Raw genomic sequence first — 12,521 nt, forward strand, 5'->3', positions numbered from 1 at the left:
CATACTCCCCGGTTTTAATCAGAGCACTTATTCAAAAGAACATGCTTCTATTGAATATCAACTTTTATTCATAGTATTAATCGTTTCAAGTCACTTGAATCAGCCACCTATCTTTTACATTGAATATTGATAGCACTTGCTATTTTTCTGACCAAATAGTCAAATTGTCGGAAAATAATTAGAACAAAGGAGTCAGGTCGTCGTGATTCGCTTTCTGCTCAACGAGACTCTTGTTGAACTCGAGGACATTCCCTCAGATACCACTGTGCTCGACTATCTCAGGGGAAACTCTGCTTATAACCCTGACCGCAAAACCGGAACCAAGGAAGGATGCTGCTCAGGCGATTGCGGTGCCTGCACAGTTGTTCTTGCCGAACCAGAAAATGATCGCCTCAACTATCAGACAGTGAACACCTGCATCGCTCTCCTGCCTTCACTCAACGGCAAGCAGCTCATCACGGTAGAGGATCTGGCAGCAGGAGAGAAACTTCACCCGGTTCAGCAAGCCATGGTGGATCATCACGGATCCCAGTGTGGCTTTTGCACACCGGGTATCATCATGTCCCTCTTCGCTTTTCACCACGAACCGTCTGATCAAAGACCGGATGTACTGGAAGCCCTTGGCGGAAACTTATGTCGCTGCACAGGCTATCAACCGATTGTTGATGCCGCCCGTGAAATAGCTGAAATGCCAAATACAGACGCATTCAGCCAACAAGAACAAACAACCCTGCAAAAGTTAGAGCAGCTGAGGGAACAGCAAGATGACAAGGCTCAGGGAGTTTATATGCCAACGTCTGAAAAAGACCTGGCTGACTACCTACTGAAATCCCCTAATGCCAGATTATTAGCCGGAGGCACAGACCTTGGGCTGGAAGTCACCCAACAACTTAAAGAAATACCGGATCTGGTCACTCTCGCCTCCGTTGAAGAGTTGAAAGAACTTTCCTGTACCGAAAACGAAATAGTCATCGGTTCAGCGGTAACCTATCGCCAGATAGAACCATTACTTTCCCAGTATTTCCCGGAGTTCTCTGAGATGCTGGCTCGGCTCGGCTCCCAGCAGATTCGCAATGTTGGCACCCTGGGCGGAAATATTGGTAATGCATCTCCCATTGGCGACACGCCCCCGGTACTCCTGGCTCTGGATGCCAGTATTGAGTTGAGAAAAGGTGATCGTATTCGAACCCTGCCTCTGGAGCAGTTCTTTCTGGGATACAAGAAGACTGTGCTGGAAGAGAGTGAGTTTATTGCCCGCATCCGAATTCCTCTGACCAAGCATAACCTGAAAGTCTACAAACTCAGCAAACGCTATGGCGATGACATATCCACAGTGCTGGCGGCCATCAACCTTGAGCTGAATGACCGTGGTGAAATCACCAGAGCCCGAGTCGCCTTGGGAGGAATGGCAGAGATTCCCAAACGTGCGACTGCCTGCGAACAGGCATTGATTGGACAAAAAGCCGACACTGCAACCCTGGAAATCGCTCAGCAGGCTATCCGGTCAGAATTCAAACCACTATCTGATGTCAGGGCCAGCAGTGATTATCGACTGCAGGCTGCCTGCAACTTACTGGAAAGGTACTTCCTGGAACTGTCCGGGCAAAAGGCGAGGATTATTGCTCATGCGTAAGCTACCGGACATTAAACAACCCGGCAAAACGACCAGCTCGGCAAAACACGACAGTGCTCACTTGCATGTGAGTGGCAAAGCCACCTACATCGATGACCGACCAGATATGGCAGGCCAACTTCATGCCGGGTTTGGATTATCAACTGAAGCCCATGCCGAAATTGTTTCCATTGATCTTGAAGCCGTTAAAAACAGCCCTGGCGTCGTTCTGGTAGTAACCGCAAAAGATATTCCCGGGCACAAGGATATCGGTCCTGTTTTTCCCGGAGATGTGCTGCTGGCAGAAGATAAGGTTCAATATGTAGGGCAACCTGTTTTTGCTGTTGCTGCCACCTCCCATATGGCCGCTAAGAAAGCGGTAAGAAAAGCCCGGATTGATTATAAACCTCTGGAAGCGGTTCTGGGGGTTGATCAGGCTATGGAAAAAGACTCATTCCTGCGACCAGAACATGTCATGCACAAAGGCGATGCCAACCGAGCTATTGCCGAAGCGCCACGAAGACTCGAAGGCGATATGCGCAACGGTGCTCAGGAGCACTTCTACCTTGAAGGACAAATCGCCAGCGTCGTACCTCTTGAAGACAACCAATACCATGTTTACACCTCAAGCCAGCACCCCTCTGAAGTTCAGAAGCTGGTTGCAGAAGTGCTGGGCATTCCCCTGAACAAGGTGGTCGCCGATGTCCGCCGAATGGGTGGTGGCTTCGGGGGTAAGGAAACCCAGGCGGCGGCTCCCGCCTGCATCGCGGCATTACTGGCCTATAAAACAGCTCGCCCGGTCAAGCTCCGCATCGACCGCCAACAGGACATGATGTCCACAGGCAAACGTCACCCCTTCCGACACAGCTATCGGGCAGGCTTTGACGATCAAGGTGTTCTTCAAGGAATAGAAATGGAAGTGGCCGGTGACGGTGGTTATTCTCCAGACCTGACCGACGCCATTGTCGATAGGGCGATGTTCCATTCAGACAATGCTTATTATCTTGAAAATGCCATCGTTTCAGGACACCGCTGCAAAACCAACATCGCCTCCAACACAGCCTTTCGTGGTTTCGGTGGCCCTCAGGGAATGCTGATTATTGAACGGGTGATGGACGACATTGCTCGTAATACAGGTCTGGACCCTCTGGATGTCAGGTTGAACAATCTTTATGGCATTGGCGAAAGAAATGTCACTCACTACCACCAGACAGTCGAGCATAATGTACTTCCCGAGCTGATGGAGACACTTGCAGAAAGTTCAAATTATCGTCAGCGTAGACAAGCCATCACTGAGTTTAACAAGACCAGTCCTGTACTGAAGAAAGGTCTCTCCCTGACTCCGGTAAAATTTGGCATCTCATTTACCGCTAAGCACCTCAATCAGGCCGGCGCACTTGTGCATATCTATACCGATGGCAGTATTCAGGTGAATCATGGCGGTACCGAGATGGGGCAGGGCCTTTATATCAAGGTGGCCCAGGTTGTCGCCCATGAGTTTGGTGTTTCTCTTGATCAGGTTCAGGTCACTTCAACCCGTACTGATAAAGTACCCAATACCTCACCCACTGCTGCCTCCAGTGGCAGCGACCTGAATGGCAAGGCAGCCCAGGACGCCTGTCAGAAGATACGTGACCGACTCATCAAGTTTGCTGCAGAGCACTATCAGGAAAACCCGGACGATATTACCTTCACTGACGGTCACGTCCACATGAAGGAACGAAGTATTCCTTTTGTGGAACTGATTCAAACGGCCTATTTCAATCGTATTTCACTCTCAAGCTCCGGTTTTTACAGCACTCCGGAAATTCATTACGACAGGGAAAAAGCCTGTGGCAGACCTTTCTATTACTTTGCCTGCGGAGCTTCTGTCTCCGAAGTCACTGTGGACAGACTCACCGGAGAATACAAGGTGGATCGGGTCGACATTCTGCACGACGTGGGTCGATCATTAAATCCCGCGATTGACCGGGGCCAGATTGAAGGAGGCTTCATTCAGGGCATGGGCTGGATGACCACAGAGGAGGTTGTCTGGAACGAGCAGGGGCAACTGCTAAGCAACAACCCGGCTACCTATAAAATTCCAACCATTGAAGACCTTCCGCCTGTCTTTAATGTTGAACTGTTTGAACAGGACAACCCGGAACATACCATCTATCACTCCAAGGCGACGGGTGAGCCTCCCTTAATGCTGGCAATTTCCGCGTGGTCAGCCATTCGTGATGCGGTATCCAGTTTGTCGGACTACACAACAAGCCCGGATATTGATGTGCCCGCTACACCTGAAAGAGTTTTAAAGGCTGTCATGGACATTCAGGAGAGTCAGAAAACTCAACCCCAAAGGCAACAGGAGCCCGTCTATGGAATGGATTGATGCCCTGTCAGATCTTAAGCTGTCGGGCCTGCCCGGAGTACTGGTCACTACTCTGGGCTCAGCTGGTTCTGCCCCAAGAAAATCCGGCAGCAAAATGCTGGTCACGGAAGAAAGTAGCTTTGACACTGTTGGAGGAGGTCACCTGGAGTACCTTCTTATTGAACGAGCCAGAGAGTTACTCACCTCAGGTCATTCTGAACCGGTGATGGAACACTTTCCCCTTGGTCCCAGACTGGGGCAGTGCTGTGGGGGAAGCGTCAGTGTCATGCTGGAACCCATAGCAGGCTGCAACTTCCATATTGCTATTTTCGGTGCAGGCCATGTGGGTAAAGCCTTGATCCATGTACTCTCACCTTTAAACTGCAATATCACCTGGATGGACAACAGGGCCGAACTTTTTCCCCAGAGCTTGCCCGTTAACGTCTCGAAAGTGATCTGTGAGCAGCCGGAAGAAGAAGTGGCAGCATTGCCGGAAAATACCTTTGTTCTGGTCGTGACCCACAACCACCAGCTCGATTTTGCGATTGCGGAAGAAACCTTAAAAAGAAAAGACAGCCAATGGTTAGGCGTCATAGGCTCCGAAACCAAAGCCAAACGTTTCCGGCAACGTCTGGAACACAAATCTTTTGATCAAGGTCTGATTGATCATATGAAGTGTCCGGTAGGACTGGAGATGGTTGGCGGCAGACAACCCGCCGAAATCGCTATTGCCATTGCCGGAGAAATACTGGCCGTTAGAAATGGTGCTCGTAACAGCCTTACCCGAAAGAGAGAAGGTATTCCATGGCAAGAGCTTAAAACTTTACTGGACACAACACCCGCCTGACTGGCCTGCAGTCTCCAAAGTTTTCTGGAGGCTGCTTCCTACTGCGATAGCTTCGCCTATATTTTCTAAATAGATACTCGTTTTGCTGTAAAGCCTTTCAGGGATCGAGTGATGCACATCGACCAATGCCATTTTTTCAAGGACGAAAACAATGACAGCGAACCGCTTTTTATCAGTCCTCGCCGGATTATTATTCCTGAATATCGCTCTTGCCGAGCTACCCCCCTACGTTTATGAAGAGTGGCAGGACAACTCTCCGGAAGAACTCATCGTCACAGTCAAGAGAGTCAATGTTCATGTAGATGAAAACAACAACAGGCTTTTGCATTGCTCTGTAACAGTGATAGTCGACGATGTCATGCGCTCAGAAACGGACCTGACGGAAGGTGTTATCCTGAAAATTCGATACTACCATCGCATTCCAGAACCTTATTTTACTGGCCCCAGCCCAATACCTGTTATTAACGCCGGAGAGTCCTATCTGGCTTATCTCAAAAAAGTCGATGAACAATTCTACACACCGTCAGCAGGCGGGCTGAGTTTCATCCCGCAAAATAGTTTTCAACTGTTTACACCCCAGGTGGATGACTGAACTATTGATGAGTTTCCCGAGCCTGCTGGTAGTGAACACCCCAAACCATTAACTGATCTATTACCGGAGACAGAGTCTCGCCCAGCTCTGTCAGACTGTATTCCACTCTTGGAGGCACTTCGGGATAGATGGTCCTTGAAATCAGGCCATCTTCTTCCAGGCTTCTCAGTTGCAAAGTCAGCATTCTCTGAGTCACTCTGGGCATGAGTTTTTTGAGCTCGCTGAAGCGTAATGTGCCCACCCTTAGTTTATAAAGAATAACCCCTTTCCATTTACCACCAATGATGTTCAGAGCCACTTCCACGGGACAGGCCATCAGGCCTTTTTCGTAATCCTTTGTCAGTTCCTCAAGACTCTTTGATTCAAAAGAATCTGGCATATTGATCCCCCAAAAGTATTCATTTTTTCCAATAGTATCAAAATTATCCTTAAGATAAAAAAAGCATACTACCTATCATAAATGTGCTTTCTTCCTTTTTTATACTAAAGGGAATAGAGTCTGTTTCACACCCTTATTTACCCTCTGGAAGCCCCTTATGAAAGCAACCACCAAACAGCAGATTCTGGAAGCTTTTCAGTTCCGTCATGCCTGCAAAAGCTTTGACGCCGAGCGAAAAATTCCTGACGAGGACTTCAACTTTATTCTGGATGCAGGGCTGCTGTCGCCCAGTTCGTTCGGATTTGAACCCTGGAAGTTTCTGGTGATTCAGGACATGGACATCAGAAAGAAAATGCTTCCAGTATGCTGGGGTGCTGAAGGGCAGCTGCCAACAGCCAGCCACTTTATGGTGATTCTCGCTCGTAAAGAGCCTGGGATGATTTACAGCTCACCCTACATTGAAGAGCACATGAGAGAAGTAGAGCAGCTGCCTGATGACATCGTTGATCTGAAAAGTGGCTTTTACAAAACCTTCCAGACCGATCATTTCAAACTGACCGAGTCACCTCGAGCCATGTTTGACTGGTCCTGCAAACAGACCTATATCGCATTGGGCAACATGCTGAGCGTATCAGCTCAGATTGGTATTGATTCCTGTCCCATTGAAGGTTTTGATCTGGAAGCACTGGAAGGCATTCTTGAGAAGGAAGGTTTGCTGGATCGCCATCACTTCGGCATCAGCTGTCTGGCAGCTTTTGGATACCGTCAGGATGAGCCCAGACCAAAAACCCGCTCTCCTAAAGACAGACTGATTCAGTGGGTCAGGTAAGACGGACGGTATAGCTGAAGCTATAAAACTCCAGTGACTAGTGCAGACCTCATACCGTTCGCACTGAGCCTGTCGAAGTGCATAACCAGCATCCTTCGACAGGCTCAGGATGAACCGTGTATGTATGAGCCTTCATACTTGGCTGCACTAGGACACTCAACGTTTACGAGCCATCATCAACCCGTCGCCTACAGGTAACAACACCATATCCACTCTGTCATCCTGCTGAACAAATCGATTACATGCATCAATAGCCCTGGCTTCCTCATCCTGGGGGTTCACTACCGAGCCACCCCATAGACTGTTATCCACCAGCACCAAACCACCGGGCTTCAATAGTTCAAGGCAGCGCTCGTAGTAATTCAGGTGATTTTCTTTGTCTGCATCAATAAAGACCCAGTCAAAGGTTTCCTTCTGGTCTTGCATTTCAACAAGGCTATCCAGAGCAGGCTGAATTTTTAACGTAATCTTTTCGGACACTCCTGCCTTCTGCCAATGCTCTCTGGCAATATTGGTCCATTCTTCAGATACATCAAGGCAGGTCAGGTGGCCTTCTTCTGGCATAGCCAATGCCGTTGCCAAAGCGCTGTATCCTGTGAATGTACCGATCTCTATTCCCTTTCTTGTACCATTCATCTTCACCAGCATTTGCATGAAAGCACCCTGTTCCGGCGAGATCTGCATTCGCCCTCCGGGAAAATCTTCCATCAATGCTCGTAGTTCACTGAGTACGGGATGATCCCGAATACCCACCTGGGTAAGATAACGGGCAATGTCTGGTGTTATGGTCAGCGTTTTACTGGACACAGTGGCCTCCCTCCAATGTAAATATTTATTCTCTATTCAAGCTGGCTCTGCAATATTTGCCACCCTGGCTTCAGACTCTTTATAAGGATGCTGCTCATGCCAGTGACGGGCAATCTGTTCCCGGGTACACAGCCATACTTTTTCCTTCGATAGCACGTAATCAAGGAAACGTGCAAAAGCTGCAGCTCGTCCAGGCCTTCCTACTAAACGACAATGCAATCCTACAGACATCATTTTTGGCTGCTCTTCCCCTTCTTCGTAAAGGGTATCGAAGGTATCTTTCAGATAATTGAAAAACTGATCTCCTGAATTAAATCCCTGATTTGTAGCAAACCTCATATCATTACAATCCAGGGTATAGGGTACGACCAGCTGGGGTTTCTCAAAGCGAGTATCCCAGTACGGAAGATCATCAGCATAACTGTCTGCATGGTAAAGAAATCCCCCTTCTTCCACTACCAGCTGTTCTGTATTGGGACTGCACCGCCCTGTATACCAGCCCAAGGGACGACTGCCTGTTAACTCTTTATGAATCTGGATCGCTTTCTGCATATGCTCACGCTCTTCTTCCAGATCGTGAAACTGATAATCAATCCAGCGATAACCATGGCTGGCTATTTCCCAGTCGGAATCAAGCATGGCCTGAACAGCTTCAGGATTTCGCTGCATGGCCATGGCAACACCATAAACAGTGACGGGAATATTTCTTTGGGTAAACATCCGGTGCAAACGCCAGAAGCCGGCCCGGGAGCCATATTCATAAATGGACTCCATACTGATGTGGCGCATCCCATCATACGCCTGAGCACCAATAATTTCGGACAGGAAAGCTTCTGATGCTTTGTCACCATGCAGTACAGAGTTCTCACCACCCTCTTCGTAATTAATGACAAACTGAACCGCTATGCGCGACTGCCCGGGCCATTGAGCATGAGGAGGGGTTTTACCATACCCTGTTAAGTCCCTGGGGTAGTTGTTATCCCTGTGATCCATGGCGAACTCCGACTTATTTTTCTTCTGTTTATAAAAATGTTTTGAAAAACAGCTTCATCTCGAAGAGTGCTCAAAGCATTTTTCATGCACTATTGGCATTGTTCCAAATCAATATATTGATTGATCAGTGGTATCTATGGCATAAACTCCCAAAGTCTGACTAAATGGTCAACATTTAGTTTACAAGTTCACAAATGATCACAGTCCATTTTGTCAGACCCTAAAGAAGAAATCCCCTTAATCGTCTCGGCTCGACCGGGGTGACAAAAAGTTTCTCAATAACACCAACAACAAATCTGGATACTGAATGGATAATTTGGCTAATAGCTCTGATGAGGCTGTGCTCTGGCGACAGACAAAAGTGGATCTTGCTGCCCGGTCTCTGGGTGGAGACGTGCTCTCAGCCAGCGACGACTTCTTTGCAGAAAAGGACAACCTGCTCCTGGCTTCTGAGCCAATATTTCTTCCGGAAAAATATACGGCCTATGGCAAGTGGATGGATGGCTGGGAGTCCCGGCGTCGCAGAAACGGTGACCATGACTGGGTGATTGTCAGGCTGGCAACCCTGGGCATGGTCGAAGGGGTTGAAGTGGATACCCGACACTTTAAAGGTAATGCACCCGGTGCTGTGAGACTGGATTACATAGCCAGTGAGTCAGACCCTGATGAGCACAGCGATTGGCAGCCCATGACAGAACAATTGCCCGTTGATGCAGACGCCCGCAACCTGATTCATCTGGACAAGCCGGTTGAAGCCACTCATATTCGCCTGCGTATCTTTCCTGACGGAGGTGTCGCCCGACTCAGGGTCTACGGAAAAATCCTCTTCAATACCCAACACTTTTTACCTAACGAGCCGATTGACCTGACAGCATTAATGAACGGTGCTCGCCCGGTAAGCTGCTCGGATGCTTTTTTCAGCCCCATGCAAAATCTGCTTCGCCCGGGACGGGGTGCGGACATGCACGATGGCTGGGAAACCAAAAGAAGGCGCAATGGCGGCCATGACTGGATGATTATCAGGCTCGCAACGCCTGGTTCCATCGGGAGAGTAGAAATAGACACCTTGCACTTCAAAGGTAACTATCCAGACAGAGGAAGCCTGGAAGGCTGTTATTGCGAAAGCGAACAGCCCGATGAGCACGTGCAATGGCAAACCATTCTGCCAGAACAGAAACTGTATGCTCACAGAAATCATTCCTTTGTAGAAAAACTGCAGAACACTCAGCAAGCCTACACCCATGTCCGCTTAAATATTTATCCGGATGGGGGCGTATCCCGATTGAGAGTAGTAGGTCAGCCGGAGCAGACAAAATGACATTGAGTGAACTGAACTCATTGAACGAACAGCAAGCTGCAGAACTGTTCCATCAATGCTGTGCCAGCAGCCATTGGGTAGAGTGCATGGTGGCCGCAAGGCCTTATGCCAACCTTGAAAGCCTGCTCGTTGCCTCCGACGCAGTATGGTCACATTGCACAAAAGACGACTATCTCGAAGCCTTTGATGCTCACCCAAAAATTGGTGATATCAACAGTCTGAAAGAAAAGTACGCTAATACACAGACAATGGCCGGACACGAGCAGTCTGGCGTCAACGAAGCCAGTGAGCAAACGTTGACTGCACTGGCTGATGGCAACAGTCAGTATGAAAAGCGCTTCGGTTATATTTTTATCGTTTGCGCGACCGGAAAAAGCGCCAGCGAGATGTTAAGCCTGCTGGAGCAACGTCTGGGTAATGAACCTGCCGATGAACTTTTAATAGCGGCCTCAGAACAGCATAAAATTACTCGTATTCGTTTGTGCAAATGGCTCAAGAATACCTCAAAGCCCAAAGAGGAATGATTTTATGACAGGCATCAGCACCCATATTCTCGATACGGCTCGCGGACAGCCTGCAGAGAATGTACCCGTTACTCTATACAAACAGTCAGAGGGTGGCTGGATAGAAGTAGGGCAGGGCACCACCAATAACGATGGCCGAATCACTGGCTTGGCGACCGATGAAGTGAACCTTCCGGAAGGCGTCTACAAACTGGACTTTGCCATACTGGATTACTTCAAACAGTTAGAGCAAAAGTGCTTCTACCCGGAAGTATCCGTCATCTTTGAAGTCTGTGATGACCGCCATCATCATGTGCCGTTGTTGATTTCACCCTTTGGCTATTCGACTTACAGAGGGAGCTGACTCTCACTCTTTGTCGGGCAAAAAAACGTTGCACAGCCTTGAGCTGATAAAAAGTCCTGAGCTAAAAAGCCCAGAGCTCACAAAAAATAAAAACAAAGAGACACCCGCCCATGCCAACAACGTTAACCACCAGGGCTCTTCCCATAGAGCCCTTATCTGCTGAAAGCTTCAAACCTTTCGGCGATGTGATTGAAGCCTGTGGTGACGCTATGGTCATCAATCAGGGCCGTTGTCACAAATTCAACCAGCTCACCCAGATCGAAACTGACGCCAATGGCGAAGTAAGCATTCATATCTATCATACAGAGGCCATCAGGCAACCTTACCGGCTCGATTTACTGGAACGTCACCCACTGGGTAGCCAAGCCTTCATGCCACTGGAAAAGCAACAGTTCTATATTGTGGTTGCTCCGGATAAAAATCAGGAGCCTGACTTCGACAACATTCGCTGCTTTGTCACCAATGGCTCCCAGGGCATTAACTATCATCCTGGCACCTGGCATCACCCCCTGCTTTCAGTGGATCAAGGTATATCCTACCTTGTGATTGACCGCACAGGCTCTGGGCATAACTGTGATGAGGTTCAGATACCCGAGCAGCTTTCCGTCACAGTAGGAGGTCTGTCATGAGCACACCGATCTTTTGGCGAGCCTCTATCCTCCATTTTCTGGATGATCCGGATAAAGGGTCACAAAGCTGGGAGTATTTTGACGACGGTGGTTTATTGGTTGAATCCGGTTTAATCACAGCCTGTGGTCCTGCAGAACAACTATTGAAAACACTGCCTGATGACTGTGAGGTCAGAGATCTCTCTGGCCGCCTGATTGTCCCCGGATTCATCGATACCCACGTGCACTACCCTCAGCTCGAGGTTATGGCAGGCTGTGGTGTACAGCTGCTTGATTGGCTTGAACAGTACACTTTCCCTGCTGAAGCACAGTTCTCTGATCCCGGGTATGCCAGAGAAATAGCCGAACTTTTTCTCGATCAGTGCCTTGCCAACGGTACAACAACAGCCCTGGTTTTCGGAACAGTAGCCCCTCAGTCCGTAGATGCCTTCTTTGCAGCTGCCGAAAAGCGAAACATGAGAATGATTGCCGGCAAGGTCATGATGGACCGGAATGCACCGGACTATCTGCTCGACACCCCTGAAAGCAGCTATGAAGATTCGAAACAGCTGATCAACCGCTGGCACAATAAAGGGCGGCTGTCTTATGCTGTAACACCTCGTTTTGCGCCAACCTCTTCTTCAGAACAACTGACCATGGCAGGTCGGCTACTGCAAGAACATGAAGGCCTCTACCTGCATACTCATCTTTCTGAAAACCCCAAAGAAATAGAATGGGTTCAGGAGCTGTTTCCTGACAGTCAAAACTATCTGGATGTCTATGATCAACATGGCCTGCTTGGGCCAAGATCAGTCTTCGCACACTCCATCCACCTCTGCGATCAGAGCTGGAACCGGATGGCTGAAAGCGACTCATCCATTGCCTGCTGCCCGGGCTCCAACCTTTTTCTGGGCAGCGGTTTATTCAACTTTTCCAATGCTAAAAACAAGAACATTCGTGTTGGGCTGGGCACAGACGTGGGTGGTGGCACCAGTCTTTGTCTGCTTGGCACTATGAAAGACGCTTATCAGGTATCTCAGTTGAGCGAGAACACGATATCTCCTCTTCAAGCTTTCTACCTGGCCACTCTGGGAGGCGCCAGAGCCCTGCATCTTGATGATCGGATTGGCAGTTTCCGAATCGGCAACGAAGCAGATTTTCTGGTGCTCAACCCTGAGGCCACTCCTCTACTGAAATTCAGAACAGAAAAAACAAGAACACTGGAAGAGTTACTGGGTGTCCTGATGGTGATGGGTGACGACAGAGTCATTGAGAAAGCCATCGTTATGGGCCAGGAAACTCGAGGAAGAGACTGA

The 12,521-nt window shown here is 48.9% G+C and carries 13 protein-coding genes; 10 read left to right on the plus strand and 3 right to left on the minus strand.

The annotated features are described in order from the left end of the window. Nucleotides 1-202: 202 nt before the first annotated feature. From xdhA to WG89_RS08505, 4 genes are all read left to right on the plus strand, one after another. Entirely contained in the window at nt 203-1,633 is a 1,431-nt protein-coding gene (xdhA, locus tag WG89_RS08490) for a xanthine dehydrogenase small subunit (protein ID WP_062264215.1), read from the plus strand. Next, on the plus strand, nt 1,626-3,986 hold the full coding sequence (xdhB, locus tag WG89_RS08495) for a xanthine dehydrogenase molybdopterin binding subunit (protein WP_062264217.1): 2,361 nt from the start codon (nt 1,626-1,628) through the stop codon (nt 3,984-3,986). The genes xdhA and xdhB overlap by 8 nt, the downstream gene beginning before the upstream one ends. Beyond that, nucleotides 3,973-4,812: a xanthine dehydrogenase accessory protein XdhC gene (gene xdhC, locus WG89_RS08500; protein WP_062264221.1), complete on the plus strand. Its 840-nt coding sequence runs from the start codon at nt 3,973-3,975 to the stop codon at nt 4,810-4,812. Before xdhB ends, xdhC begins: the two co-directional genes overlap by 14 nt. 151 nt (nt 4,813-4,963) lie before the next feature. Continuing rightward, on the plus strand, nt 4,964-5,404 hold the full coding sequence (locus tag WG89_RS08505) for a hypothetical protein (RefSeq protein WP_062264223.1): 441 nt from the start codon (nt 4,964-4,966) through the stop codon (nt 5,402-5,404). A 1-nt stretch (nt 5,405) separates the two neighbouring features. On the opposite strand, the gene WG89_RS08510 is transcribed toward WG89_RS08505, so the two are convergent. Beyond that, nucleotides 5,406-5,783, minus strand: a complete 378-nt coding sequence (locus tag WG89_RS08510) for a winged helix-turn-helix transcriptional regulator (protein WP_079253731.1) — start codon at nt 5,781-5,783, stop codon at nt 5,406-5,408. A 157-nt stretch (nt 5,784-5,940) separates the two neighbouring features. On the opposite strand from WG89_RS08510, the gene WG89_RS08515 reads away from it, so the two are divergent. Further along, nucleotides 5,941-6,612 (plus strand): NAD(P)H-dependent oxidoreductase, encoded by a 672-nt coding sequence (locus WG89_RS08515; RefSeq protein ID WP_062264225.1) that lies wholly within the window; start codon nt 5,941-5,943, stop codon nt 6,610-6,612. A gap of 156 nt (nt 6,613-6,768) precedes the next feature. Here the strand turns inward: WG89_RS08515 and WG89_RS08520 are convergent, their stop codons facing one another. Beyond that, entirely contained in the window at nt 6,769-7,419 is a 651-nt protein-coding gene (locus tag WG89_RS08520) for an O-methyltransferase (protein WP_062264227.1), read from the minus strand. A 36-nt stretch (nt 7,420-7,455) separates the two neighbouring features. Further along, entirely contained in the window at nt 7,456-8,412 is a 957-nt protein-coding gene (gene puuE / locus WG89_RS08525) for an allantoinase PuuE (protein WP_062264229.1), read from the minus strand. A 307-nt stretch (nt 8,413-8,719) separates the two neighbouring features. Between puuE and alc the strand changes: the two genes are divergently transcribed. The 5 genes from alc (at nt 8,720) to guaD (ending at nt 12,521) form a co-directional block, all read left to right on the plus strand. Further along, nucleotides 8,720-9,730, plus strand: coding sequence for an allantoicase (alc, locus tag WG89_RS08530; protein ID WP_062264231.1), 1,011 nt, complete (start codon nt 8,720-8,722; stop codon nt 9,728-9,730). Further along, nucleotides 9,727-10,254: a 2-oxo-4-hydroxy-4-carboxy-5-ureidoimidazoline decarboxylase gene (gene uraD, locus WG89_RS08535; protein WP_062264233.1), complete on the plus strand. Its 528-nt coding sequence runs from the start codon at nt 9,727-9,729 to the stop codon at nt 10,252-10,254. The genes alc and uraD overlap by 4 nt, the downstream gene beginning before the upstream one ends. A 4-nt stretch (nt 10,255-10,258) precedes the next feature. Continuing rightward, complete coding sequence (uraH, locus tag WG89_RS08540; protein WP_062264235.1) at nt 10,259-10,597, plus strand: hydroxyisourate hydrolase; 339 nt, start codon at nt 10,259-10,261, stop codon at nt 10,595-10,597. A gap of 110 nt (nt 10,598-10,707) precedes the next feature. Next, on the plus strand, nt 10,708-11,226 hold the full coding sequence (locus tag WG89_RS08545; protein ID WP_062264238.1) for an ureidoglycolate lyase: 519 nt from the start codon (nt 10,708-10,710) through the stop codon (nt 11,224-11,226). After that, on the plus strand, nt 11,223-12,521 hold the full coding sequence (gene guaD, locus WG89_RS08550; protein ID WP_062264241.1) for a guanine deaminase: 1,299 nt from the start codon (nt 11,223-11,225) through the stop codon (nt 12,519-12,521). The genes WG89_RS08545 and guaD overlap by 4 nt, the downstream gene beginning before the upstream one ends.

This window comes from Endozoicomonas arenosclerae, from assembly GCF_001562015.1.
GTDB classification, from domain to species: Bacteria; Pseudomonadota; Gammaproteobacteria; order Pseudomonadales; family Endozoicomonadaceae; genus Endozoicomonas_A; species Endozoicomonas_A arenosclerae.